We start from the raw sequence: 24,271 nt of genomic DNA, 5'->3' as shown, positions 1-24,271 counted from the left end.
AATGCTACAATTGAAAGTGATACGGCGGCTATAGTTCAGTGGCAGAACGCCGCTCTGTGGCAGCGGATGTCGTGGGTTCGAAACCCACTAGCCGCCCCAAATTCCCTTCGAACGTCCGGGCATTTTGAGGGTATCACCCGTATCGCAACTCTTTTCTACGCCGTGGCCCGACTCCCACAAGCGCCGCCGCCCTCCAGCGAAATCGCCGCCACTGCGGCCGCTGCCCGCGTCTTTGCCGGAACCTCCGGCTGGGCCTATCCCACCTGGAAACCGGATTTCTACCCCGACCGCACTCCTGCGAAGCGATTCCTCGAGTTCTACTCCAGAAAGCTCAGCTCGGTTGAGGTCAATTACACCTTCCGCGCCTTTCCCACTGCTGCGATGCTCGAAGGTTGGCTCGCCTCCACACCCGATTTTTTCCGCTTCAGTTTCAAAGCTCCCCAGCGAATCACACATATCAAGCGGCTCGCAAACTGCGAATCCGACGTCGCCTACTTCGTCTCCGTGCTTGAACCCGCGCGCCAGGCAGGCAAGCTCGGCCTTCTCCTCTTCCAGCTTCCTCCAAACCTCAAGGCAGACGCCGCGCGACTTGAAAGCTTCCTTTCGGCCCCAGCCCTCCGTGGTCCGGGGGCGCTCTCCATCGCGTTTGAGTTCCGCCACGAATCCTGGTTCAACGACGAGATCTACGCCATTCTCCGCTCCCATAACGCTGCCCTCTGCATCGCCGAGAGCGACGACCTCGCGACTCCCGAAGTCCACACCGCGCCCGCCTTCACCAGCTTTCGTCTGCGCCGCACCGGCGCCTATACCCCCGCTGAGCTCGACGCCTTCGTCGAACGCTTCGCAACCCTCGCAGCCAACCGCGACGTCTACGTCTACTTCAAGCACGAGGACGAACCCAGCGGCGCACTCAACGCGGTTGCCTTCCTCGAAGGCATTGCCGCCAGGAAGGCGAAGCAGTAATGGCGACGGCACTCGAGACCCTTGCGCAGCGCGTCGCTCACGCCGCTGAGTTCGCGCCGCGACGTTTCTTTTCCAACGGACATCTGCAAACCATCCTGGGAAACTTCCTCCGACGTATGCACTCACTTCCTCCGGCTGAAACCATCCTCGTGGAGGTTGCGCCCGCTGTAGGTTCTGAGATCTCGAGCCGCATCCGTTGCGACTGCCATTGGCAGCCCACCGAAGTCCGCGCCCAGCGCCCGACAGCCATCATCGTGCACGGTCTCGAAGGCTCCTCCCACTCGCAATACGTCGTCGGCAACGCGGACAAGCTATGGCAGGCCGGCGCAAACATCATCCGCATGAACATGCGCAACTGCGGCGGAACGGAGGCGCTCAGCTCAACCCTCTATCATTCCGGCCTCTCCGGCGACGTCGGTGCCGTCATGCGCCACTTCACCGATCTCTATGGACTCACCTCGATCTCTCTCATCGGCTATTCGATGGGAGGCAACCTCGTCCTCAAACTCGCCGGCGATCTCGCCGCCTCGGCTCCTCGATCCCTGCGTTCCGTCATCGGCGTCTCACCCGCAATCGACCTCGGCCCCTCCGCCGACTCCCTGCACGAACCCCAGAATCGCATCTACGAGATCAAGTTTCTCTACGCTCTTCTCGCGCGTTACCGGCGCAAGGCTGCGCTGTTTCCTCGCGCCTACGATCCCCGCCGTGCAGACGGCATCCGCTCCATCCGTGCCTTCGACGAACGCATCACAGCCTTCTACTCCGGCTTTACGGGTGCGGACGACTACTACTACCGTGCCGCCAGCGCGCGCGTGCTCGATCGCATCGCCGTACCCATACTCATTCTCAACTCCGCCGACGATCCCTTCATTCGCCTGCTGCCCGACAGCCGCCAGAAGATCGCCGCAAATCCCAACATCACCTTCCTTGAAAGCACTCGCGGCGGACACTGCGCCTTTCTCGCTGCGCCCGATCCGTCTACCAGCTACGACGGCTACTGGGCCGAGCACACCCTGATGGCTTTTCTGCTGGATCACGCCTGACCATCTCTTTACTGCCGCTAAGATAGAAAGATGCTCTCCGAGTGGTCCGTCGAATGCGGCGCAGACGATCCCGTCCTCGTCGTTCCCTGGGCCGATCCCGACGATCCTTCGCGTCACTTCATCGATCTTCGCGAGAACCCGTACGATCTCGACTGGCTCGAAGAGGCCGCGCAGCATCCCCCGCTGATGCATGCCCTGCGTGCACTCAATGCCACGCGTTCGCCCGTCTTCACTGCCAAATGCGATGTATGGAGCCTCGCTCCCGACGAGCTCGAGCCGCTGCGGCATGAACTCGACCTCATCCTCGAAGATGCCCCCACAGGCATCGCCAGCTACATCGACCTCGTCTGGCGCGAACGCTCCGTCTTCGTCTCCTTCCACCAGCACGAGCAGCTCCTGCACCGCATCACGCGCCTCGCAACTTCGCTCGAGCATCCTTATGCCGCACTCGAGTGCACCTTGCGGCCTGCGCTGATCGACCTGACCGGGCCGCAGGAGGGCTTCACCGTCAGCCTCTACCTCAAGGCCCTCGGCCATGATGAACAAGCTGCCGAAGACCGCTGGGGTGCAGCGCTGGCCGACGTCTCTACACTTCTGCGCGGACGCGCCTTCGCGACGTCATAACTGTCGCCAGTTATAGAGCCATTCCACCGTCCATCAGCAACTCGCTGCCCACTGTGAAGGGAGCCTCATCGGAGGCAAGAAAGACCACAGCTTTTGCGACTTCAATTGGCTCTCCGAATCGCTTCGACGGTACCTGATTCTGGATCGCAGCCGCCACGTTTTTCAGGTCCGCCTCTGGAAATCCGAGCTTGCTGTAGAGGGGAGTCGCAATCGGTCCCGGACTGATCGAATTCACGCGAATGCCGCGCGAAACCAGCTCTCCCGACAACGTCCGCGCCAGCGAAGCGAGTGCCGCTTTCGTCGCGCCGTAGACACTCGTATTCGGCATCCCGATATGCGCATTCACTGACGCCATCAACACGATCGACGCCGGATTTGCAAACAACGGCAACAGCTCCTGGATCAGGAAGAATGGCCCCTTGAAGTTGATCCCGAACGAGCGATCAAAGGTCGCCTCGTCCCACTGCCCGATTGGCCGCATTTCCACGATGCCCGCGTTCGGCACCAGAACATCCAGTTGACCAAAAGTCTCTCCGATTCGCTGCGCCAGGGCCCTCTGAGCCGTCACATCCGCGGCATCGGACTCAATCACCAGAACATCGCTATCGAGCGCCTTCTTCGCAGCTTCCAGTGTCGTCGGATTTCTCCCCGTGATGGCGACGCGCGCCCCCTCGATCAGAAACTGTTTCGCCGTCTCAAGACCGATCCCGGTAGTACCGCCGGTGATAAGCGCACGTTTTCCTTTAAGCCTGTCCATGTTTTGATCTCCTGTCTGTCGCAGACCTAGTAGACACTCCGGCGCCATGTTTTGCATCGCTCTTTTTTAAGGAAGTTTCACCACCCCGTTTACAATGAGAGAGAAGCAGGATTCTCATCTAAGATCGGCTTCAGGACGCGCGAGCGAGTAGCTCAATCGGATAGAGCACGAGCCTTCTAAGCTCGGGGTTGCAGGTTCGATCCCTGCCTCGCTCACCACACCTCCGCGCTCAATAACTTACGAAAACTTACAGCGGTTTCCTCCGAACTCTGACCCCGAGACTGGAGAGAAATCCTGTGACCCCGAGACTAGAGCGTTTCGAGTCTTTTATTCGTGAGCGCCAATACCTCACAAACATCTCACCCAACACAATCGAGTGGTATCGCCGGTGCGAGAAATGGCTGCCGTGTGAATCACCCACACAAGACGAACTCAAGGCTCTTGTCGTGCGGATGCGCGAGAAGGGACTGAAAGAAACGGCAGCGAACGCGGTCTTTCGTTGTCTCAACGCCTACCTTCATTGGGCGGGTGGCTCTGAGAGGCGATGCGGGGCCGGTTGCACCCATCCGCGTATACATCGCCTCCGTGAACCGCAGCTTGTGATGCCCACGTTCACCGACCCTCAAATAAAGCGCCTAGTCGCGTGGAAGCCCAAAGCAAAGAACTACCATCAGCGTCGGTTGCATCTATTCGTGCTGTTTCTTCTGGACACTGGCGCACGTAGCGCGGAAATCCTTGGTCTGAGGCTCAAAGAGATTGACCTCGACAATTTGCTCGTCACACTGGACGGCAAGGGCAGGAAACAGCGAGTCGTCCCATTTAGCTTCGAGCTGAGGAAAGCCCTCTACCGATACCTGAAGGAGTTCGGCTGTAAGTCGGACGCCCTGCTGTTCGCTTGCAGGACCGGGACTCTCTGGAGTCGGCGGAACGCTTTGCGCGAGGTGAGACAGCTATGCAGAGACCTCGGCTTTGATCCACCACTCCGCACCGTTCACGCTTTCCGGCATACGTTTGCGGTGAACTACCTCCGACGCGGCGGGTCCGTGTTCCACCTTCAGAAGGTTCTCGGGCATAGTTCGCTTGAGATGACCCGGCGATATGCCAACCTTGTGACGACCGATCTACAGGCCGTCCACGAGCGCGTTAGCTTGCTTTCGAACCGTAACTGAATGGCTAATTAGCGTAGGAGCCTGATGGCCGAGACATGAGGATTACAGATTCTGGAGGTAGAGGTGTGTTTTCGACAACGATCAGTCTTCCATCGCTCATCAATAGGTCGTAAGCGAATCCCGTCTGGTGGTGCCGCTGACTGTTTTTATAAGTGTAGTCGATGCATCCCACAACTGAGGTCGGTGCTAAACCGACGTCTTTTCGTAGAAAATCTATGTATGCTTGTTTGGGGACCATCAGGCCCTCCGGGTCGGCATAGTGGTCGCCGGGGAACAGCGTGTATCCGGGACCCAATACCGCGTGCCCAGAACCTTCACATATCTGTTTCTGCACTTCGGTCAAGTCAGCTCCCATCATCCCCGGCACGAGCCCCGCTTTTATCTGTATGTTTTGCGCGGGGGATTGTCCGATGTTTATGGGAATGAAATTCATTGATGCGTGAAGCCCAGTTTCATCAAACGTAATCGGAGATGTGAAACTAATGATCATTTTCAGCCAAGGACGGCCGGTCACTTCTAGCTGGACTGTAGCCGTATCCGCCGAACGTTCAGCAGCAAGACCGACCTCTTGCGTCGCTTTGGCCTGTGTGCCTAACTGCCCGACAGCATCGGCGATGCCGTGATTTATAGCTTGGGCGCTGGCAGCAAAATTGTTAGCCGCTAGAACATTGGCATTTGCGGCTTGGGCGCTGATCTTGGCTGCTGTGATCAATTGGTTCGTTTGTTGGGAGGTGCTTTCATTGTTGCTTATGGTAGTTTTCCATTGGATCAGAGCGAAAAAGGCAATCGCCGTTGCCAAAACCAGCTCGATCCATCGATCAAGTTTTATATCTTTTGCTTGGCTCTTTGTCGAGTTTAGGAACCGGAAGAAACGGCTCCGTTTTACTTTCCCCTGGCCATAGAACGCCTGAGCCCAGGGTAGAAGCTTTCCTTTTTTGTCCTTGGTTTTGTTGCCGTTTTGTTCGTTCATTGACCGCTTGCTCTGTATCTGTTCATTATCAACTTCGCCTTAGCCAGATGTCGCTTCTTTTCTTTGGCGTGGAAAACTAAGTCGCCGGGACGATTGACGATGAACCTACCCGGTGGGGTGGGGTCAAATCTTGGGCTTTCACACATAAAAGCCCTCCGCAGCTCCAAATTTACATACACAACTAATTCTGAGAAAAGTGGACCATTTTGGTCTGATATTTGGGGTTTATTCTTCGGTATGTAGATTTGTGTGCGACAGAGGGCTCTATTGGGCCTTCCTAGATTTGAGCCACCCTAACCCTGCCATCACCGTCTATGGCTGCGACTGAAGCTTTGGGATGACGGCCAGTATCTTGTAGGTTTCTGATTCAGTCTTCTTGCCATCCAGACTGACAACCCAAAATAACTTGGCACTGTTTCCTTTGAACTCGGCTTGAACGTCGTCCATAAGTGGGATTCGACAGCTTCGCCTGTTTCCCGCTCGCCCTGCGAATCGTTCCTGGAATTTGCTTTCACAATTCACGACAGCCATTCGACCATCTTGCAATAGCAACGTGAATGTCGCCCCCGTGAGATGCATAAGGACGTCGTGTGGCGCCGTGACGGTTGTGTTAGTAATTCCAGAGCCACTGCAATGTGCGCTATTCCCCGAACTGTAGCAGCTTGCACTGTCGTTGGTCTGCGAAGAAGCATGACCGGGAACTTGGTAGGTATAGTCCGTTTCGTTGTTTTGGCGGTTGGCGATTTTGACGTCAACTCGCGGGTTCTCAAATGCGTGGAGCGACGCGCAGAGCCCGAGCGAGGCCAGCGCATAGAAGCTAAATTTTCGCATGGGAAACGATAGCATCTGCCCCGGAGGTAATGCCATCCGATTTTTAGATGAACGTTCCGGCGACTGATTACCGTCATCATTGTTGTCGTTTATAAAAATTCAAAATCCAGACCACGTCAGCCGACGATGATCCCCAACGGAATCGACGGCGGACGGGGATGGCGCGTCGGCTATCTCGGCATCTCTTATATGGGGACGCCATCAGACAGCCGCCTAACTCCGACGCATTGATAATGAGAAAATGCACGCATTCGGCCTAAGATTCGCTGTCGAAGTCATAGCCACCCTGATTGATGTTTGATAGGCACTGCCATCCTTGCACGCAAGGACTTCAGAGTGTGGAAGCGAGGACGAAAGCGGTAAGCGGTGGGCCGTTCACGAGCGCGTAAGCCTGCTTGCAAAACCGTAGCTAGGGGTAATAGCCAAGGGTGTTTAGCGGTGCCTATACGGCCCGCTAAATGCGAATGATGCGCTGCTTAGTTACCAACGTGAGAAGATGGCACAATGAACGACGAGCGGTTAGTGTGGCACCCAGCGGGCATATATCGAGGTTTGTTCGACGGTTTTGTAATGACCTCGAACAGGCATCTAGGCGAAAACGGGAAGACTGCATGGCACGTTCGGAGCTACAGAAATTCGGGAGATTCCGGGCATAGGGACTATTGGGTGGTGGACGGTGAGTTCAGCCAGACTCTTCGACATAGTGTCGACAATGTCATCGTGACTGGAGGCGTCATCGCGGTAGAAGATGAGGCGGAGCGAGACGCGATACTCACAGCCATCGCAGAGTGGTCGAGACGCAAACCGGACTCATTTGATTGAGTAGTTGAGCCGTTAGGCTTAACGCAATATGCGACCAAATTGATCCACTTTCTCAGAATTGTTTGTGTATGTAAGTTTGTGAGCTGCGGAGGGCTTTTATGGGTGAAAGCTCAAGATTTGGACCGCCCCCGTCGCAACAAAGCGGACCATCACCCATTTCCATATACTTAGCCTTACTGATCGGACTATCGTGTGCGCTACCTACTTTAGCCTTCAATTAGCTGTACACACCGTCAGGCGCGTTATTTACGAGGGGCCATGCTTCGGGTTGATTGCTATTACTTTTATGCGTTGGCAGTAAAAATACATCCCCTTACCGATCTAAGAGTTAGTTCTCCATTGGCTGAAGAATGGGTAGTTCTCCATGAAGCCCGTCAAGAACTTTTCCAGTTCTTTAGTTTGTTTCCTCTCAGGACTACGAGAACTCCCGCAAACACTTTAGTCCAGGCAATAAACAGAGTTGTCCCACTCGAGCTTTCGGAGATGAGATTCAACCTAGATAATGGCGAGAAAGTTATCGTTCCGTATTTTGAGGGCCACGCTATCCGTGAAGCAGCGGTCGAATTTGAGAGTGTCCTGAAAGCCGAGCTTGTGGGTTGGGACGCATTCTTTGTTTCTCAGAAAGGTGCCTTCAGCACAACGGAACTGATGCAACAGGCTGAGACCATGGTTCCCGAACCCGGTAGATCGTACTTAACTAAAAAAGCAACAGCGGACTTTCGGCAGGCAGGTATGTGTTTAGCCTTCAACCTTGGAACCGCTGCATGCTTCCATGTTGCAAGAGCAACGGAAGAGATTATCCGCGAATACTATCGAGCGGTTGTAGGCGCGCTTCCCGATATAAAGCAGAGAAATTGGGGTGCATACCATCGGAATCTAAGCAGATGCTCAACGGCTGAAAGCAAGGTTTTGGGGTGGCTAAAGCATATCACTGAGGAATACAGAAACCCCGTCCTGCATCCAGATGAAATATTGTCTGTCGATGACGCCACGGAATTTATCAATGCCTGCATTGCGCTCATCTCTTCAATGGGAAAAGCACTAATCAAGCTGGGGTATAAAAGCGAAGCTGAAAGAGAGGCCGAATTGCTATCCAACAACGAAGACGGTCAAATCGCTCTACAGCCGTTACTCGCAGAAAGTGGCGAGATGGGAGAAGGTACTCTCGGCTTTTAAACCCCCGAAACGTGCCGCGTCAGTGTCGTTTAATGACTGAACTCAACCCTTGTCTAAATTCAAGGCCAAACCCGATCCCTGTCCCACTGTCAGACGACCTACGGGAGTCGGACTGGGGGACGGGGGTTGGGGGCGTGGGTGGTGTCTTGTATCTTGTATCTCTTATATGGACGGACAACCGACAGAAGATGCGTAAATACAGGGTGCAATGGTCAATGCCTAAACCTTGTCAGCCCGAGTTTGCTGTTCGATGTATTGCGCCCGATCTTTGAGACTTTGGCAGGCGGTCAATATGGTTCGTTTCACTTGGTAGGAGCCAAGCAATATTGTCGAGCGTTGTACTTCCGGTTACTACGTTGACGGTTGTCAATCCCTCTAATTAGGTCAGGCTTTGGACGCTGATTTGCTGGAAACTAGAATTTATGCGATTGATATTACTGGCTATTTGTGTAATTTTTGCCTCGGTTATGCCCGCCCACTCTCAAGGCCGCGAGTCGGCAGCCACGGAAGCCATTGTCTGCGGTGATCCCGTCAACACACCCGACTGCAAGATGTACGTCTCAGGGTTTGCCGATATCGTGCAAATGATCTTCGCCGTCGCCGACCCAAAGAAGACCGTCTGCAACGATCTTTCGAACTTCCTTTATGAGTTCATCCATGAGGTTCAAACAAACCCCGAGGCTCGCAAGAAAGACACTCAGCACGTTCTCTACGATCTGCTCACCAGGGACGCGACCTGCGATGAAGTCAAGGTCCGCGACCTTACCGCTGGACACTTTATAGATACCTGCCTCGCCGGAGACATCGGGTTCGATCTGTGCTCCGGCTATCGAATGGGGGCGACCGATGCACTCTTCTTATTGGACGAGGGAAAGGATCATGCCCTCTGCGGGGATAAGAATCTAGCCTTCAATGTGATTCCGCAGATGAAATTGAAATTGGAAGCTGACTATAAGCTCCGCGCTCGGCCCGCTTCGGAGGTAATTACGAGGGTGCTGTTTTCCCTCATGCCTTGCCCTAAAGATTCTCATTGACAGGATCTCAAGGCCGAAGGCTATTGAAGAACTGTATGACCGTCTGCCTGAAGCGAAACGCGAGGCCATTGAGAAGCGAGACATGAAGAAAGCGGAAACGTCCGCATAATCCTTGCTCGAAATACCCCAAGACTGTACTATTCTGAGTACAGAGAAAACCACTGTAAGTATCTGATTTTATTGCGCGCTAAGGTCTTCGGATCAAGGTGAGCCTTCTAAGCTCGGGGTTGCAGGTTCGATCCCTGCCTCGCTCACCACACCTCCGCGCTCTTGCCTGTTCTCTCTTTTGAAGAAGGCCTCAGGCCTCCATCAGTTCGTCTTCCCGCGCCGGATGGCAGCGATCTTCGTCCGTCGAGCGCCGCCCCAGCGCATGGCGCAGCGCCGCCAGCCCGATCAAACTCACTGCCAGCCCGCAAACACCGTTCCATCTCCAGTGAACCCAGGCAATCGTCGAGAGCGCCGAACCTGCCGCGGCGCCCGTGAAATACACCGTCATATAAACCGTGTTCAGACGGCTTCGCGCGGAAGGCACCAGTCCGAAGATTCGCGTCTGGTTGGCCACCTGGCACATCTGGGCTCCTACATCGAGCACAATCACTCCGAACGCCAGCGCAACCATGTGGAGCATCGTAGACAGGTGGACCCGCTCCTGTACCCATAACGCGAGATAGGAGAAGGCCAGCAGCGCCATTCCCATCGAGATCACCCAGCGCGAGCCGTGCTTGTCCGCCAGTCTGCCGGCCAGGGGCGCAACCAGCGCGCCCGCCGCTCCCACCAGCCCAAACGTACCGGCGACCCCGGCTCCCAGGTGATAGTGGCTCTCCAGCAGAAACGCCAGCGTCGTCCAGAAGCAGCTGAACGATGCGAAGATCAGTGCCCCTACCGCTGCTGATTCGCGCAGCAGCGGCTGTGTGCGATACAGCGTCCACAACGAGCGCATCGCGTCGCCATAGCTCAGCTTCTGCTTCGGCGGCAACTTCGGCATCACTCGCCACAACAACGGTACAAAGGCTGCGTTCATCACCGCGGCTACGCCGAACACCCATCGCCAACCCCCCAGATGACTCACCCATCCCGCAAACGTGCGGGCCAGCAGGATTCCCAGCAGCAGACCCGTCATCACGATTCCGATGGCGCGTCCCCGCTGCTCATGGCTCACCAGGTCCGGGGCGATCGGAAGAACGATATGCGTTACCGAGGCCAGAAGGCCAATCACAACCGAGCCCACCATCAGCCATGTCAGCGTCGGAGCCAGCGCGACCAGCAGCAGACCCACAGCAACCGCAGCGTACATGCGCATCATCAGCGCGCGGCGCTCCAGCACGTCGCCCAGTGGAACAAAGCAAAGCAGCCCTGCCGCGTATCCTACCTGCGTCGCTACCGCAATAAATCCCGTCCGTGCTGCGGTCGCTCCGTAGGTGCGGCCAATCTCCTCCAGCAGCGGCTGGTTGTAGTACATCGTCGAAACTCCCACCGCGCAGGCTATGCCCAGGAAGGGGAGTGGAGTTCGCGGTGTCGGGTTCGATTTCGTCGTCATCGGCAAAACACCTGAATTACCAGTGTAAAACTTTTCGCACAGCCTCCGCCGGCGACGAATCTCCACGCCTACTTGTTTTAGCGATACGAGCCACCTCTTCTACCGATAACGGGCCAATCCCTCATTGAAATCTCTCTCATCTATTGCTGGGAGCTCGATCTTCACAACCGGCTTTTCTATCGCTAAGATGGGCCATTCGGGCGATCCTCGAACCACGAGGATCGAGCCGGTAACATCGCCTGCCTTAGCTTTGCCACCCGTCGCTTCCCATCCTCCAGAAAAGTGATTAAACTCACCTTCTTTGTACTTGCAGTCACATCGAGGTTGATCTCATGGTCCAGTCGCACGCCGCAACGTCCGCCACTCCCACGGCACTTACACAACTGAGCGAAGACGAGCGCATGTTCCGCGACACCGTACGCAAATTCGCCGCTGCCGAGATCGCTCCCCTCGTACGATCCATGGACGAGTCCCAGCAGATGGACCCGCGCCTGCTGCGTCAGCTCTTCGCGCTCGGCTTGATGGGTATTGAGATTCCCGAACAGTACGGCGGCTCGGCTGGGACCTTCTTCGAGGCCATCCTCGCCGTCGAAGAGATCTCTGCCGTCGATCCTTCAGTCGGCGTCCTGGTCGACGTGCAGAATACGCTCTGCATCAACGCTCTCGTTCGCTGGGCCACCGAAGACCAGAAGCAGCGCTATCTCACCCGCCTCGCCGTGGACACCATCGGAGCCTACGCGCTCAGCGAGGCGGCCTCGGGCTCCGACGCCTTCGCGCTCGAGACTCGCGCAACCTCGCAGGGTGACAGCTATGTCCTCAACGGCCAGAAGCTCTGGATCACCAACGCAAAGGAAGCCGGCCTCTTTATCGTCTTCGCCACCATCGATCGCGCCGCCGGCTACAAGGGCATCACCGCCTTCCTCGTGGAAAAGGACACACCCGGATTCACCCTCGGCAAAAAAGAGGACAAGCTCGGCATCCGCGCCTCCAGCACCTGCGAGCTGATCTTCCGAGACTGCCGCGTCCCTGCCTCCAACGTCCTCGGCGCTCCCGGCAAGGGCTACAAGATCGCCATCGAGACTCTCAACGAAGGGCGCATCGGCATCGGAGCCCAGATGCTCGGCCTCGCCCAGGGCGCCTGGCAACATGCCGTTCGCTGGGCCAAGGAGCGCAAACAGTTCGGCAAGCCCATCGTCGAGTTCCAGGCCATGCAATTCCAGCTCGCCCAGATGGCCACCGATATCGAGGCCGCGCGTCTCTTGGTCTACAACGCCGCCCGGCTGAAGGACGGGGGCCACGAGTTCCTCAAGGAGGCTGCCATGGCCAAATACTTCGCCTCCCAGGTCGCGGAAAAAGTGGCCTCCCTCGCGGTCGAAGTCTACGGAGGCTCCGGCTTCGTGAAAGACTACCCCGTCGAAAAACTCTACCGAGACGCCAAGATCGGCAAAATCTACGAAGGCACCTCGTTCATGCAGCTAGCCACCATCGCCAAACTCACCCTCTAAGACGACATCGAAGGCAACCATTATGTCGGTCAAATACTGCATCCCCGTCATTCCCAGCGCCGACCTTGAGAAGAGTCTTCGCTTGTGGGTCGATGGCCTCGGCTTCTCGACGAATTCAGAGATGCACAAAGACGGCAAGCTCATCTTCTGCATGCTTCGCAAAGGCGATTTATGGTTCATGCTGAACGAGCGCGCCGGAACTCCGGTCAAGCCGGAAGACTACGAGAGCATTCGACTCTACTGGACGCCGACCGACATCCACCAAAGCAGAGAGCGATTGAAGAGTCTCGGTTACGCCGTCTCAGAACTCGACGATCGAGACTACGGGCAGACCGAGTTCTTCCTCACCGACGACGACGGCTATGCGCATTGTTTCGGCGTCCCTACACAAAAATAGACATCTCTAGGCAACAAAGTCGAACTTCAAACCACGCGGGGAACCAGTGGTGGATCAGTTTGAATTGTTTCGGAGGAATAGCCAAGAATTGATCATGACGAAGAAGAGTCCAGACACCGCCCAAAGCAATTTCGCCGAAGTCGATCCGGGCACTAAGTAGAAAGCCAAAATAATTCCGGCGAGAATACCGAGTTGCGCCGCAACGATGAACGTTGCGCTATACCTCTTCTTCTTCCCCATATCGCCATGCTCTCAGGCTCTTCGGCGGCGGGCAAGGCCGGTGCCCCATTCATGCGGCTTCATCGCATGAGTGGGTTCATTCGCGCCAAGCTCGAACCGCCTCTGGGTACGCCAAGCCTTCAGGCTTGGCCCTCTAAACGCCGCGCCGAAGGCGTCACCGCACTGCCGAAGGCCGGAGCGAAGTCCGAAGGACGAAGCGACCCACACGCCCCGAGACCATAAAATCCTGTCAAGTCCCAAACGACACAACTCAATGAATCCAAACGAAATATAAAGTGCCGATTAGTTACCATCCAATCGCTATCCTTAAAAGAGAGCGAGATCGGAAGGAATCCTTGATTCAGACACTGGCCGTTCTAATCTGCAGCGCCGTCCTGTTAGGAGCTTCGGCTGAACCGGGCAAGAAGGATGCCGCAAAAGGAACGCAGGAGGTCACCTACGAGAATTTCGGCGTGAGTACCGGCGCGCCGTTGATGATACTTCTTCACGGGGCGAGCGGTCCAAGCGGCTTTAACAGGCAACAGTCAAAATTCTTCGCTGAACACGGCTTCCGGGTAGTATTGCCGCATTACCTGGAGGCGACGCACAACAGCTCAGCGGGAACCGATGAAAACTATGCCGCCTGGGTGACTGTAGTCCGGAACCTGATGAACAAGTTGAGTGCCGGCCGAAGCGAAGGAGTCGTTCTCGTTGGCTTCTCCCTGGGTGCCTCCGTCGCGCTGGCGGTGGGCAGCCAGGGGCAAGGCCCAGACGCGATAGCGGAATGGTACGGAAGCCTTCCAGACAAGTTCTTTCGAGACCTGAAAGGGATGCCACCATTGCTTATCCTTCACGGTGAGCGCGATACGAACATTCCTGTGATGAATGCTAGGCAACTTTCAAAGTTATGCCTGCTGGTCAACCTGACATGCGAAACCCACATTTACCCCGATCAGGAGCATGGGTTCGATTCGGAGACCGTTCAGGATGCTGATCGTAGAACTCTTCAGTTTCTTTCTAAGTATTTACCCGCAAAGAGAAGTGTTATAAGTCCCACGGCAGCAGGGCGTGTCGTCGATCTCAACAGGAGTCGTCCACATAGCGCGTCAGGCGCGCCGGGCACGCCAAGGCCCTCCGGCTCGGCCCTCTATACAAGCCACGCCAAAGGCACAACCGCTTTGCCGAAGACCGGAGCGAAGCGACCCCAACCCCGCAGCCCCACAAAAATCTGTCAAGCCCAAAAACCACCTAACTCTATGAATCCAAAAGAAATATAAAGTGCCGATTAATTACCATCCATTCGCTACACTTAATAAAGAGTCAGAAAAGGCCCCGGGCAACCATCCGGGGGTTTTCCCTTTTAGAATCAATATTTTGACACTTAACCCGTCTGGAATCTATATTTTATCCTGTTTAAATCGCGTAAGCGATTGAAACTAAACGACAAAATTAAAACAAGAGGGGAGGGGTCACCCAGCGCGGACCAGTCGCCCGCGTCGGCTCACGATGGACAGCTTCTCCGACTTCAGAATCTTCCTGGCCTGATCGCGTGCATGGTTCCCCCACGGGCCGACCGGGTCCAGCCGTACATAGGTGAGCCAGTGGCGCAGGGCGCGCCGCTTATGTCCCTGTCGCTCATACGCGAGCGCGAGATTATAGTGAGCGTCCGCGTACTGCGGAACCAGCGCAACCGCCTTCTGGTAAGCGGCCGTCGCCTGATCGAGGTGCTGCATCTCGTCGAGCACGTTGCCAAGATCGAAGAACGCCAGCGCATACTCCGGATCTGCGACTGTGGCCCGCCGGTAGAGGCTCTCGGCACGCTCGAAGTTCCGCATGTTGTAGTAAATCGTTCCCAGGTTGATCAGCGCCGGCGCGTGCGTCGGCTGCGCAGCAAGGATCGCCTCATACAGCGTCGCCGCCTGGCTCACTGTCGCGGAGTTCTCTTCCAGCTGAACGGCGCGCAGGAACATCTCCTGCAACTCGGCTGCTCTCTGCGCCGGGTTTTGCGGGCGCATCTCGCCCGTGACCACTAGTCCCAGCCGCGATCCCGCAAAGGCGTCGAAGTCGAACGCAAGCTGCTGGGTCAGCGGATCGACGAGCGTTCCATCGATGCGAAAGGCCAGCCGCGACCCGCGCCGCACCGCCGAGCTCTCCAGCAGAGGGTTCCGCATCCCGGCCACGCGCTGCATCGCGTCGACTGAAGCCCGGATGCTCCGGGCCGAGATACGTGTGCGAGTCTTGGCCGCGTGAGCCTGCAGATCGCGCAGCGCGCGAAGCTGGCCCAGTTCTTCGAAGGAGTATTGTTCTTGGGGGGAGAGCAGTCCTGCCCGCTCCCACGACATCAACTGCCGTGTGTTCAGGTGCAGGATCCGAAGTACGTCTTGACGGCTATATCGGGTCACGATCGGTGTCTCGGTGGGCAACCGTCTTGCTGGAGCTAAAGCTTCTTGTTGGAGTATGCTTCGAAAACCTGCGCCCATCAAGAGCTTTGAGCTCTGCTACGTTAAATTTCCGTGGATAACGTGTACCAAATCGGATTCGTGGCTCGATGGGTTGCTCGCGCGGCGCCGATGGCCGAAGTCAGATGAGCTCTGAAATGAGCGTCACCGCAGCCCTAGGCCGAGATCGGAGCCTCGTTCGCTTTCCCGGTTCCTCCCGCGAGCCCGAAGGCAGCTCGCGCCGCTGCACGCGAGTCGCGGATAAGATCCGGCAGACCTACGCCACGGTAACCGTTGCCCAGAAGCCAAAGACCATTGAGACCGCGCAGCCGCTCGTCCAGCTCCGCGATGCGCTCCAGGTGCCCAACAGCATACTGCGGAAGCGAAAGCGGCAGACGACGGACTACCGTGACGCGAGGCTCAGGCAGCGGTCCGAGAATCCTTGCCAGCTCCATTCTCGCAATCGCAGCCGTCTCGTCGTTTCCGCAGCGCAGAACGCGCTCGGCTGCGCGTCCTCCAAAGAAGGCGCGCAGCAGGCGGCCACCCGCGGGAACGCGGTGAGAAAACTTTTGGTCCATGAAAGTGCAGGCAAGAAGCAGGCTATTGGAATCCGGTGGGACCAGGAAGCCGAATCCTGACGGGACAGGTGCCTTCGCTGCATCGTCAAAGCCGAAGCCGACGATCACGGCGGAGCTCGCATCCATCTGCATCAGCTCCACGGCGCGGTCATCAATGGGTGCCAGCAGCGCACGAGCAACGTGCAGCGGTGCCGCGATCATCACGACGTCGAACTGTTCCCGGCCCGCGCTCGTGCTTAAAGTCCAGCCCTCGATCTCGCGCTCTATCGCTGTCGTCTCCACGTTCAGGTGAACCCACTCGTGCGGAATCGCTGCAACCAGCCGGTCGATCAGCGTCCCCAGTCCGCTCCGAAGCGTGGTGAAGAGAGGAGTCTTCTTTTTTCCTGCCGTCGCTTCACGCGCCTTGAGGCCTGCGATCAAGCTGCCATGCTCGCGTTCCATCGCGACAAAGGGTGCCATCACGGCGCGAACGCTCAGCTGGGCTACATCGCCGCCGAAGACGCCACTGAGCAATGGCGCCCCGATCTTGTCGAGAACCTCATCTCCGAAATGTCGACGCACAAATGCCGCCACGCTTTCATCGTGGATGGGAGCCTGCTTCTTCAACTCTTCGGCTCTCCCGAGCTCCTGGTGGAATGCCTGCTTCGCCTCGGAGCTGAAGAGATCCGAGGCATCCAGCGCGGCAAGGTCAGCGGGAACCATCATGCGCATCCCACCCGGCATCGCCTTCAGGATGCCGTCGATGAGCACATAGGTTCGTCGTTCGTCGTCATTGGAGAAGATCAATTCTTCTTCCAGGCCAAGCTCGATGGCCAGCTCACGCGCCCACGGCTTCTCGCTTACCCAGCCGTCGGGACCGCCTTCAATGACGAATCCGCCCTCGCGAATCGTTTCGACGATACCGCCCAGCCGAGAGGATGCCTCATAGAGCGCTACATGGAGAGGCTCTTCGAGGCTCGAGAGCTTTGCCAGCTCGTAGGCCGCAGTGAGGCCGGCGATTCCGCCGCCGATGACTGCGATCCGTCGCGGCCGCGATCGAACCTGACTCATCAGCCTACCTTCGCCGGAGAAAGGCTGGTTGCCTCCACTGGTTCCTCACTCTTTGCGATGCCCACAAGAGCTTTCGTCAGAGTTGGAGAATCATTCAGGCTCTCCGCTCTCCAAAGCTTCAATCCCAGACCGGCGGCGAGTTCCTTGAAGGCGATGTCGATGTCGTAGAGAACCTCCACGTGATCGCAGACAAAGCCGATGGGCTGCATCACCACGCCCTTGTGTCCTTCTTCCTTGAGCGATTTGAGAGTGTCCTCGACGGTGGGCCCGATCCAGGGGCCTCCACTGACGCCCTGGCTCTGAAACGCAAAATACCAGCCGCGCTCCGTGAGCCCGGCGGTTCTCAGCCGCTCCGCAACGAGCGAGGCGGTTCTCTTCGCCTCCACCGGATACGGGTCCGGTGAATCCTGCATCGGTGTTCCGGGGCGCGCTCCGGCGATGGAAGCTTCGCCGGTCATGATGGTGCGGCAGGGAACACTGTGTGCAGTAAACAGCACCGGCACTGGCTTGCCCAGCTCCGCAGAGGCGTTGGACCAGACGGGTTGAAGCCTTTCGGCGAAGGCCTGGACAAGCAGCGGGTTCTCCGCCCATTCAGCGACGAACTCCACATCGATGCCTGTTGCCGCGGCCATAAGCGCCCGGCGATACAGTCCGACGCTTGTTCGCGAGTTCTGCGGAGCCAGGCAGACGGCGCGAATCTTCGTCACGCCATCGGACCGCATCTGCTCGACCACGTCTGCGATGTAAGGCGACCAATTTCGCATCGCGATGTAGACACATGTCCCGCCGAGCGCTTGCTCCAAGGCATGACCCTGGGCTAAGGTCCATTTGGTCAGCGGTGGCGGTTCCTGGCCGGGGGTCTCCCGTAGGCCGATCTGCGCATAGCGATGCTTCAACTCCTCGACGACCTCATCGGGCAATGCTCGGCCGCCTGTCACCTTGCTGAGGTACTCAGCCATCTCTCCCCGTACGTTGGGAGTTCCGTGGGCGAGCAGCAGCACAGCATGGCTCATCGCGCTCCGAACTCCTTCACCCATTCCACAGTTTTGATGACGTTCTCTACAGGAGTTCCCGGAACAATTCCATGTCCCAGGTTGAAGATATGTCCCGGGCGACCGGCCGCTGCGTCGAGCACCTCGCGCACGCGTGCGCGCAATACATCTTCCGGGGCGAACAGGGTGATGGGATCGAGATTGCCCTGCACGGCGCAACCTTCTCCCACAGCCTTCCATCCTTCCGCGAACGGGATTCGCCAGTCGAGGCCGATCACATCGGCTCCCGTCTCGCGCATGGTGGGAAGCAGCGAAGCGGTATCGACGCCGAAGTAGATGACTGGAACGCCCAGAGCTTGAACGCGACGGACAAGTTCGGTCGTTGGCGCAAGGCAATATTCGCGATAGTCCGTTACTCCCAGCGCGCCTGCCCAGCTATCGAAGATCTGAATGACGTCCGCACCAGCTTCCACCTGTTGTGCCGCATAGGCCGCGAGAACATCGATCAGCTTCTCCATCAGCAGCGGCCATGCGGTGCCGTCGCCGTACATCATGCGCTTGGTCTCAACGTAATTGCGCGAAGAACCGCCTTCGATCATGTAGCTGGCCAGCGTGAACGGCGCTCCACAGAACCCGATGATGCCTAGCTGGTCGCCATCGGCGCGTGGGGCAGAGAAATGGCGTGCAACCTGTTCGATCGCCTGAGCGACGTAGGTCAGGTCTTCTACGCGATCTGTGCGGAGAGCCCGAACCTGGTCGAGAGTTCTTATGGGAGTGTGTACGACCGGACCTTCGCCAGCAAGAAACTCAAAGTCAACGCCCATCGGCGTAAAAGGCAACAGCAGGTCGGCGAAGATAATTGCCGCGTCGACGCCCAGCCGTTCCGCGGCAGTAATCGTAACCTCGGCAGCAACTCCGGGAGTTCTGCAGATCTCCAGCAGCGAATGATGCTTCCGCACCGCCATATACTCCGGCATATACCGTCCGGCCTGCCGCAACAACCATACGGGCGTACGATCTACCGGCTGTCGCAGGCATGCTCTTACAAAACGGCTCGTTCCTAGCTCAGGCGTTACGACTGAGCTCTTTCCTAAGACTGCATCACTCAACGCTTTCTCCTTTATTGAGCGTAGCATTCGTGGTGAAGGGCCTTCCACTCAACGATACGAATGCGTTGCGATCTGCCCTCCCGGTTTCGCACCGGGGCCTCTGCATGAGATTCAGAAATGAAGAGTTCATCGGATTTTGCTGGCGATCCATCTCCAGGGAAAACGACGAGTGCAAGCGCTTTGTCTTCAGTCCTCTAAACGAAAACTGCACTCTTCGATTACGGGATTGGTCAGTACCTCGCGGGCGATCCTGCCTACCTCAGCTTCGGCCTCGGCATGTTCGAGCCCGTCATCGAGCGTCAGCACAAAATACTTTCCCTGCCGAACATCGGCCACTCCGCGATACTGCATCCTGTGCAGCGCATCCGCGACTGTCTGCCCCTGGGCATCCAGCACGGTTCGTTTCAGCGTGACATAGACATGAGCCTTCATCTTGTTTGATTATAGACATGATGCGGTCTTCGGCTTCGTCATCCGCAGGCAAACCCGCTACCAGATTCATTCACCGGCCATCGGCCCCAGCTGACCCTATCCATTTTCGCGAACAACGAGAAGAGAATCAATCCTATGCCAAACTACCTTGAGCTACCCGTGGGCCCAGACTCGCCCGAGGTAATCAACGCTGTCATCGAGATTCCCCTGGAGGGAATCAACAAGTACGAGTACGACAAGGAGCTTCACGTCTTTCGTCTCGACCGCAACCTCTACTCCCCCGTTCACTATCCGGGAGATTATGGGTTTATCCCCTCGACGCTGGGAGACGATGGCGATCCGCTCGATGTGCTGGTTCTGGTCGATGCGGGGAGTTTTCCAGGCTGCGTCATGGAGGTTCGTCCTATCGGCCTGCTCGAGATGCGGGACCAGGGAGTCGGTGACGAGAAGGTTCTGGCCGTGGGCAAGGGAAATCCACGTTATAAGGACGTCTGGAACTTCTCCGAGATCTATCCCCACATGCTGAAGGAGATTACCCACTTCTTCGCGATCTATAAGGACCTCGAAGGCAAGCGCGTCGAAGTGAAAGGTTGGCGCGACGCCTCTTTTGCCCGGGCTAAGGTTCTTGAGGCGCAACAGCGCTTCATCGACAACAAGGCCGCCGAGGCAAACGTCACAGTCAAGTAAAGGTCGAGCGTGGACGGAATCTCAAGTTCCGTTAAGTCTTGATCGAGAGCGAGGCGGAAGATGTCGGTCTGGCTGCACGCGGATTGGGTGTTCTTCAACCTCGCTCTTCGTGATCAGAGACACACTGCGGCTCCCTGATTCCTCGGGACAAAAGAAATCAATTCATCGTTTTGCGAGAGATTCTCCGACACACTTCGGGCGGCCACGGTATAATCACCTGAAAGCCCGAGCAAAGCAAGGGTTCGGAGAGTTGGCCGAGTGGCTGAAGGCGGCGGTTTGCTAAACCGTTATAGGGTCAAAAACTCTATCGGGGGTTCGAATCCCCCACTCTCCGCCAGAAATTTTACAAATCCTTCTACATCAATAGGTTATGAGCCACTCGGGCCCATCTGCTACCAGCAGTTGCTACCCGATTTGCAGACCAAGCCGATTCCATAATCACTGAACGCGACCTGGCGACGGTATTAGCCCGAGAGGCTAATGTGAAGTCACCCGTCCAGCTGTATCTTCGTGTCCGTCTTCCTGACGGAAGCTATCCCTACCTCAGGGCCGCCTTTGCAGCGAATGGCCGCCTACGCCCCCACCATGCCATCCACTCCGGCAGAGCCACCGAGTTCCCCGGCGCTTCCTACCACCTACGCTATCGCATCGGACAAAAGCGGGTTTGGGAGTCGGTCGGAAAGGACCCTACCCTGGCCCTAACCCGGGTCCAGCAGAAGGTGCGTGACCTTCAGCATGTCAACGATGATGGCGATGACATTGTCCCTCAGGTTGTCCCCGACGCCGCAGCCCGTACCCCTCTGACTGCTGAGCAGCCTAAACCGCCGCTGCTCCTCAACGATGCAATCAAGGAGTACCTGGCAGAGGTAAAGACACATAGGTCCGCGAAGACCTTCGCCGCCTACCGGACGACCCTCTTCTTGTTCAGCCCTGACGCCGCCAAGGAGGCTGCCAAGGACACCCAGGTAAAGATCGCTGGACACAAGCGGAAAAAGTCCACCGCCAAGCTCACCCGGCAGTTCGTGAACAAGCCACTTGCCGACATCACCCGCAAGGACATGCTCGACTACGTCGAGTTCCTTAAGAAGGTCCAGGGCAGTGTCCCTCGCACCGTCCGCAATCGCGTCGACTTTCTCCAGATCTTCCTGCACCACTACGGCCTCCCGTCGTTGCTAATTGGCAAGGACCTGCCTCAGTACACCGAGAAGAAGGTTCGCGCCTACAACCCCAGCCAGCTCGCCAAACTCTTCGCCGAGGCGACGCAGGATGAAGCAGATCTCCTTCACTTCTTCCTCTGCACCGGCGCGAGAGAGCAGGAGGCTCAGTTTGTTTGCTGGACCGATGTAGACCTCGAACTCAAAACCTATACCGTCACCGAACATCTCGATCTGGGATATCAACCCAAGGACAAGGAGGAAGGCTCCCTGCCGATCCCCGATGTTCTTGTGCGGGTCCTCAAGGCTCGGCGGGAACGGTACCCACAGGCGCGCCTGATATTTCCGGGCAAGGGCGGGAAGCCCAACGGTCACGCCCTCCGCGTCATCAAGCGGCTGGCCCTTCGTGCTGGAGTTAACTGTGGTCAGTGTCGCAACAAGGCAGGTAAATCCTGCGCCACCCACCCGGTCTGCCGACAGTTTGTGCTGCACAAACTGAGAAAGACGTTTGCGACAACCCTCCACCATAAAGGGCTCCCAGCGCAGACACTGCAACGGTACCTCCGTCACAGTGACCTCGACACTACCCTCAAGTACATCGCCGACGCGGACGATGCGACGATCCGGAAGACCATCAATAGCACCTTCCAGGGGTTCGAGAGTTATGCAGGGGGTACGCGATGAGACTCCTTCATCTCGCTAGGCGGCATACCGTTCTCGATGCGCTCGACTGCCAATCTGAAGCTACGCGCTATCATCTCTGAGCATGCCTGCTAGAGCGCACAAGATAGTTCCTGAACTTATTCCAGCCCCGCTTTGGGGTCGAAGTGCACATCGTATGCTGAAAGGTCGGGTCGCCTGGAAGAAGATTAGGGACGCAGCTCTTGTGGAGGCTGGGCACCGCTGCATTGTCTGCCGACAGCGCGGCAAGATTCTTTTTTGTCATGAGAAGTGGCGTTTCAGTGATCAGAGAACCACTGTAAAACTCTCGGGCTTCGAAATGGTTTGCGAGCGCTGCAACTCGGTCCTGCACGCAGGTCGATCCATACTTGCTGGTTATGTGGACGATGTAGTCGGACATCTCTGCCGAATAAATAAGTGCGATGAGATTGTGGCAGCAAAAATACTCAGCAAAGCTTTCGATAAATGGAATCTGCGCAGCCAAAAGAAACGCTGGAAAATAGAGGTTACACAAGCGTTGCTGAAGCGATACCCAGAACTCGTGGCGCTACCGAAATACCAGAGTTCACGCCAGGCTCGTCAAGCATGACCATAAGCAGACCTTTTGGTTATGAGAATAGAAGTGCCAGTAATATCAACGACTTACGCGCCGTAACTGGAAAAGTATTGGTGGGTAACGGGGGAGAGCGAGAAATTCTCACAGTGGGCCTATCGTGGGGTTGAAGCACGCGTTGCGACTATTAGCTTTGGGGCGGGCGTATCGGGTGGGAGGTCGGCTAGCCGCAATGCCTACTACAGGTCTCCGATCTCCCGCTTCGCATAGTGTGACAGCTGCTCATAAAGGCGCTGGATCCCCTCGTCATCGAGCTTTACATTCAGGCTCACGGACAGCGTGACAATCGAGTTCTCAGTGCTCGGAAAACACATCGGCCCAACAAGTCGAAGTGTGACCGCGTCAGTTTTCGGGTCCCGGAAAATTCGTATGTCAGTCGCAGCTTTACTCTTGAACGGCCAGCGCAATGGGTTTCCTTTTAGGCGATCAGGTCAGTCTGACTGGATTCGGCAGAGTTGCTTAAGAAAAAATCGGAACAAGCGAGGTCCGGCCTCGCATGACGTCTACTGCTGATAATAGGTTTGTAGTCTCTCTAAATATTCAACGATCATCTCGATCCTAATTCCGTCGGCGTCTCTATCAACAAGCTCTTGCACGGCGCTGGGACGCTCATCCAGAACCTGCACGAGTGTCATGGTATTCAGATTTAGCTTCTCCATGGTGTCGTACAGGACATTTAAGATTCCGTGGCGGAGTTCCTGGAGCGCCATCGAGGTATCCCTACATAGCTCATGGATCTTGGCGGCGTGCTCGCAGTCGGCGGCCTTGTCGGCTTCAGTCGCCACTGCGACCTCGCCCCGTCTGCTCTTGGGGAATGGGATGGGGCCCGAGGTCGGATTGCTAGTTGTTGAGTTCATCTTGAATCTCCTTCTTCGATTCCGACCACAGTTTCACGAGTGCATCGATCGAGTCTTTGTAGAAGATCCCCGCACGTGCAAACCTCTCCCACTCAGGGTCAAGTTCACTCCTATCTCCCTGACACTCCGGGGACTCTCCTGTTTCGTGCGGCCAAAAGCATCGTTCCAGCGGCCCACAGAAGCGAAACCAGTCCTCCAGCGCGTCCTCTTTAACTGCTTTGTTCTCTAAGTAAAGCCCCTTCGACAGCGGAACCATCGATTCCGGGGCAAAGCAGGCAAGCAGCTTGAACCCACCTCCCGGAACGCTACGATCCAATAACAGCGGGACACAGTAGCAGAGATTGTTGGGACGTTCGGTTGGGCCGTCGGGGTTCGAATAGCCCACTATTAGAAAACGTCGTGATCGCCTCTCGTTCGAGACGTAGATACCGGTAACCGGCAGGGATGTCCATTGATGCGCTCCGCAGCTTAAGTCTTTGATCCTCTGCGTGGCGGTCAGGAACTCTACACAGCGATCACAGTTTGGCTGGCCGAACGGGTGATCGTTTCTTAATAGCCTGCGAAGCGAATAAATCATTCTGGCGCGGGAATGATGCCGATCCATGTACCTGTCCTTTCGGTGGAGTGTTTTAA

The 24,271-nt window shown here is 56.8% G+C and carries 24 protein-coding genes and 3 tRNA genes; 17 read left to right on the top strand and 10 right to left on the bottom strand.

The genetic code is table 11. The features are described 5' to 3' along the window. Positions 1 to 24 precede the first annotated feature (24 nt). The 4 genes from BDD14_RS12500 (at position 25) to BDD14_RS12485 (ending at position 2,630) form a co-directional block, all read left to right on the top strand. Positions 25 to 99, top strand: a tRNA-His gene (locus tag BDD14_RS12500). Between the two features lie 63 nt (positions 100 to 162). Continuing rightward, positions 163 to 963, top strand: coding sequence for a DUF72 domain-containing protein (locus BDD14_RS12495; RefSeq protein ID WP_242617913.1), 801 nt, complete (start codon positions 163 to 165; stop codon positions 961 to 963). Continuing rightward, positions 963 to 2,006, top strand: coding sequence for a YheT family hydrolase (locus BDD14_RS12490; RefSeq protein ID WP_130419093.1), 1,044 nt, complete (start codon positions 963 to 965; stop codon positions 2,004 to 2,006). Before BDD14_RS12495 ends, BDD14_RS12490 begins: the two co-directional genes overlap by 1 nt. A gap of 30 nt (positions 2,007 to 2,036) precedes the next feature. Continuing rightward, positions 2,037 to 2,630 carry a hypothetical protein gene (locus BDD14_RS12485; RefSeq protein WP_130419092.1) on the top strand — a complete coding sequence of 198 codons (594 nt, stop codon included), beginning with the start codon at positions 2,037 to 2,039 and terminating at the stop codon, positions 2,628 to 2,630. A 10-nt stretch (positions 2,631 to 2,640) separates the two neighbouring features. Here BDD14_RS12485 and BDD14_RS12480 read toward each other — a convergent pair whose 3' ends face one another. After that, the gene (locus tag BDD14_RS12480) at positions 2,641 to 3,387 is read right to left on the bottom strand and encodes an SDR family oxidoreductase (protein ID WP_130419091.1); all 747 of its coding nucleotides are present in this window, start codon (positions 3,385 to 3,387) and stop codon (positions 2,641 to 2,643) included. 141 nt (positions 3,388 to 3,528) lie between these two features. On the opposite strand from BDD14_RS12480, the gene BDD14_RS12475 reads away from it, so the two are divergent. Together BDD14_RS12475 and BDD14_RS12470 are read left to right on the top strand one after the other, a co-directional pair. Beyond that, positions 3,529 to 3,605, top strand: a tRNA-Arg gene (locus BDD14_RS12475). Between the two features lie 78 nt (positions 3,606 to 3,683). Further along, the gene (locus BDD14_RS12470; RefSeq protein WP_130419090.1) at positions 3,684 to 4,556 is read left to right on the top strand and encodes a tyrosine-type recombinase/integrase; all 873 of its coding nucleotides are present in this window, start codon (positions 3,684 to 3,686) and stop codon (positions 4,554 to 4,556) included. 4 nt (positions 4,557 to 4,560) lie between these two features. On the opposite strand, the gene BDD14_RS12465 is transcribed toward BDD14_RS12470, so the two are convergent. Next, a complete protein-coding gene (locus BDD14_RS12465; protein WP_130419089.1) occupies positions 4,561 to 5,526 on the bottom strand; it encodes a hypothetical protein in 966 nt (321 codons plus the stop codon). A gap of 1,401 nt (positions 5,527 to 6,927) precedes the next feature. On the opposite strand from BDD14_RS12465, the gene BDD14_RS12460 reads away from it, so the two are divergent. From BDD14_RS12460 to BDD14_RS12450, 3 genes are all read left to right on the top strand, one after another. Then, the gene (locus BDD14_RS12460) at positions 6,928 to 7,179 is read left to right on the top strand and encodes a hypothetical protein (RefSeq protein ID WP_130419088.1); all 252 of its coding nucleotides are present in this window, start codon (positions 6,928 to 6,930) and stop codon (positions 7,177 to 7,179) included. Between the two features lie 258 nt (positions 7,180 to 7,437). Then, positions 7,438 to 8,355: a hypothetical protein gene (locus tag BDD14_RS12455; protein WP_130419087.1), complete on the top strand. Its 918-nt coding sequence runs from the start codon at positions 7,438 to 7,440 to the stop codon at positions 8,353 to 8,355. Positions 8,356 to 8,777: 422 nt separating this feature from the next. Continuing rightward, positions 8,778 to 9,389, top strand: coding sequence for a hypothetical protein (locus BDD14_RS12450; protein WP_130419086.1), 612 nt, complete (start codon positions 8,778 to 8,780; stop codon positions 9,387 to 9,389). A 298-nt stretch (positions 9,390 to 9,687) separates the two neighbouring features. Here the strand turns inward: BDD14_RS12450 and BDD14_RS12440 are convergent, their stop codons facing one another. Further along, a complete protein-coding gene (locus BDD14_RS12440; RefSeq protein WP_130419085.1) occupies positions 9,688 to 10,926 on the bottom strand; it encodes an MFS transporter in 1,239 nt (412 codons plus the stop codon). 332 nt (positions 10,927 to 11,258) lie between these two features. Between BDD14_RS12440 and BDD14_RS12435 the strand changes: the two genes are divergently transcribed. The 4 genes from BDD14_RS12435 (at position 11,259) to BDD14_RS12420 (ending at position 14,324) form a co-directional block, all read left to right on the top strand. Beyond that, positions 11,259 to 12,431, top strand: a complete 1,173-nt coding sequence (locus BDD14_RS12435) for an acyl-CoA dehydrogenase (protein WP_242617912.1) — start codon at positions 11,259 to 11,261, stop codon at positions 12,429 to 12,431. A 22-nt stretch (positions 12,432 to 12,453) separates the two neighbouring features. Continuing rightward, entirely contained in the window at positions 12,454 to 12,828 is a 375-nt protein-coding gene (locus tag BDD14_RS12430; RefSeq protein WP_130419084.1) for a VOC family protein, read from the top strand. A 192-nt stretch (positions 12,829 to 13,020) separates the two neighbouring features. Further along, positions 13,021 to 13,290, top strand: coding sequence for a hypothetical protein (locus BDD14_RS12425; RefSeq protein WP_130419083.1), 270 nt, complete (start codon positions 13,021 to 13,023; stop codon positions 13,288 to 13,290). 113 nt (positions 13,291 to 13,403) lie between these two features. After that, positions 13,404 to 14,324: a dienelactone hydrolase family protein gene (locus tag BDD14_RS12420; RefSeq protein WP_130419082.1), complete on the top strand. Its 921-nt coding sequence runs from the start codon at positions 13,404 to 13,406 to the stop codon at positions 14,322 to 14,324. A 192-nt stretch (positions 14,325 to 14,516) separates the two neighbouring features. Here the strand turns inward: BDD14_RS12420 and BDD14_RS12415 are convergent, their stop codons facing one another. The 5 genes from BDD14_RS12415 to purS all read right to left on the bottom strand — a co-directional run bounded on the left by BDD14_RS12415 (position 14,517) and on the right by purS (position 19,646). Continuing rightward, entirely contained in the window at positions 14,517 to 15,449 is a 933-nt protein-coding gene (locus BDD14_RS12415; RefSeq protein ID WP_242617911.1) for a tetratricopeptide repeat protein, read from the bottom strand. Positions 15,450 to 15,661: 212 nt separating this feature from the next. After that, positions 15,662 to 17,113 carry a protoporphyrinogen oxidase gene (gene hemG, locus BDD14_RS12410; RefSeq protein ID WP_130419081.1) on the bottom strand — a complete coding sequence of 484 codons (1,452 nt, stop codon included), beginning with the start codon at positions 17,111 to 17,113 and terminating at the stop codon, positions 15,662 to 15,664. Next, positions 17,113 to 18,126 (bottom strand): ferrochelatase, encoded by a 1,014-nt coding sequence (locus BDD14_RS12405; protein WP_130419080.1) that lies wholly within the window; start codon positions 18,124 to 18,126, stop codon positions 17,113 to 17,115. Before BDD14_RS12405 ends, hemG begins: the two co-directional genes overlap by 1 nt. Next, positions 18,123 to 19,214: a uroporphyrinogen decarboxylase gene (gene hemE / locus BDD14_RS12400; protein ID WP_242617910.1), complete on the bottom strand. Its 1,092-nt coding sequence runs from the start codon at positions 19,212 to 19,214 to the stop codon at positions 18,123 to 18,125. Before hemE ends, BDD14_RS12405 begins: the two co-directional genes overlap by 4 nt. Positions 19,215 to 19,400: 186 nt before the next feature. After that, positions 19,401 to 19,646, bottom strand: a complete 246-nt coding sequence (gene purS, locus BDD14_RS12395) for a phosphoribosylformylglycinamidine synthase subunit PurS (RefSeq protein ID WP_130419078.1) — start codon at positions 19,644 to 19,646, stop codon at positions 19,401 to 19,403. 135 nt (positions 19,647 to 19,781) lie between these two features. Here purS and BDD14_RS12390 point away from each other — a divergent pair, with 135 nt between their 5' ends. From BDD14_RS12390 to BDD14_RS12375, 4 genes are all read left to right on the top strand, one after another. Beyond that, positions 19,782 to 20,333 (top strand): inorganic diphosphatase, encoded by a 552-nt coding sequence (locus tag BDD14_RS12390; protein ID WP_130419077.1) that lies wholly within the window; start codon positions 19,782 to 19,784, stop codon positions 20,331 to 20,333. A 244-nt stretch (positions 20,334 to 20,577) separates the two neighbouring features. Beyond that, positions 20,578 to 20,670: transfer RNA gene (locus BDD14_RS12385), tRNA-Ser, on the top strand. Between the two features lie 145 nt (positions 20,671 to 20,815). Beyond that, on the top strand, positions 20,816 to 22,171 hold the full coding sequence (locus BDD14_RS12380; protein WP_130419076.1) for a tyrosine-type recombinase/integrase: 1,356 nt from the start codon (positions 20,816 to 20,818) through the stop codon (positions 22,169 to 22,171). A gap of 154 nt (positions 22,172 to 22,325) precedes the next feature. Then, positions 22,326 to 22,757, top strand: coding sequence for a hypothetical protein (locus BDD14_RS12375; RefSeq protein WP_130419075.1), 432 nt, complete (start codon positions 22,326 to 22,328; stop codon positions 22,755 to 22,757). Between the two features lie 527 nt (positions 22,758 to 23,284). Here the strand turns inward: BDD14_RS12375 and BDD14_RS12370 are convergent. After that, entirely contained in the window at positions 23,285 to 23,638 is a 354-nt protein-coding gene (locus BDD14_RS12370) for a hypothetical protein (protein WP_130419074.1), read from the bottom strand. After that, complete coding sequence (locus BDD14_RS12365; protein ID WP_130419073.1) at positions 23,622 to 24,242, bottom strand: hypothetical protein; 621 nt, start codon at positions 24,240 to 24,242, stop codon at positions 23,622 to 23,624. Before BDD14_RS12365 ends, BDD14_RS12370 begins: the two co-directional genes overlap by 17 nt. Positions 24,243 to 24,271: the final 29 nt, after the last annotated feature.

Source organism: Edaphobacter modestus (assembly GCF_004217555.1).
GTDB classification, from domain to species: Bacteria; Acidobacteriota; Terriglobia; order Terriglobales; family Acidobacteriaceae; genus Edaphobacter; species Edaphobacter modestus.
This window is presented reverse-complemented; position numbering and strand designations above follow the sequence as displayed.

Bases quoted from the DNA above. Each gene is read 5' to 3' on its own strand.
- BDD14_RS12375 (WP_130419075.1), top strand. From the start codon at position 22,326: ATGCTGAAAGGTCGGGTCGCCTGGAAGAAGATTAGGGACGCAGCTCTT.
- BDD14_RS12455 (WP_130419087.1), top strand. From the start codon at position 7,438: ATGCTTCGGGTTGATTGCTATTACTTTTATGCGTTGGCAGTAAAAATA.
- BDD14_RS12480 (WP_130419091.1), bottom strand. From the start codon at position 3,387: ATGGACAGGCTTAAAGGAAAACGTGCGCTTATCACCGGCGGTACTACC.
- BDD14_RS12490 (WP_130419093.1), top strand. From the start codon at position 963: ATGGCGACGGCACTCGAGACCCTTGCGCAGCGCGTCGCTCACGCCGCT.
- BDD14_RS12465 (WP_130419089.1), bottom strand. From the start codon at position 5,526: ATGAACGAACAAAACGGCAACAAAACCAAGGACAAAAAAGGAAAGCTT.
- BDD14_RS12460 (WP_130419088.1), top strand. From the start codon at position 6,928: ATGACCTCGAACAGGCATCTAGGCGAAAACGGGAAGACTGCATGGCAC.
- BDD14_RS12365 (WP_130419073.1), bottom strand. From the start codon at position 24,242: ATGGATCGGCATCATTCCCGCGCCAGAATGATTTATTCGCTTCGCAGG.
- BDD14_RS12390 (WP_130419077.1), top strand. From the start codon at position 19,782: ATGCCAAACTACCTTGAGCTACCCGTGGGCCCAGACTCGCCCGAGGTA.
- purS (WP_130419078.1), bottom strand. From the start codon at position 19,646: ATGAAGGCTCATGTCTATGTCACGCTGAAACGAACCGTGCTGGATGCC.
- BDD14_RS12405 (WP_130419080.1), bottom strand. From the start codon at position 18,126: ATGAGCCATGCTGTGCTGCTGCTCGCCCACGGAACTCCCAACGTACGG.
- BDD14_RS12440 (WP_130419085.1), bottom strand. From the start codon at position 10,926: ATGACGACGAAATCGAACCCGACACCGCGAACTCCACTCCCCTTCCTG.
- BDD14_RS12435 (WP_242617912.1), top strand. From the start codon at position 11,259: ATGGTCCAGTCGCACGCCGCAACGTCCGCCACTCCCACGGCACTTACA.
- BDD14_RS12430 (WP_130419084.1), top strand. From the start codon at position 12,454: ATGTCGGTCAAATACTGCATCCCCGTCATTCCCAGCGCCGACCTTGAG.
- BDD14_RS12450 (WP_130419086.1), top strand. From the start codon at position 8,778: ATGCGATTGATATTACTGGCTATTTGTGTAATTTTTGCCTCGGTTATG.
- BDD14_RS12485 (WP_130419092.1), top strand. From the start codon at position 2,037: ATGCTCTCCGAGTGGTCCGTCGAATGCGGCGCAGACGATCCCGTCCTC.
- BDD14_RS12370 (WP_130419074.1), bottom strand. From the start codon at position 23,638: ATGAACTCAACAACTAGCAATCCGACCTCGGGCCCCATCCCATTCCCC.
- hemG (WP_130419081.1), bottom strand. From the start codon at position 17,113: ATGAGTCAGGTTCGATCGCGGCCGCGACGGATCGCAGTCATCGGCGGC.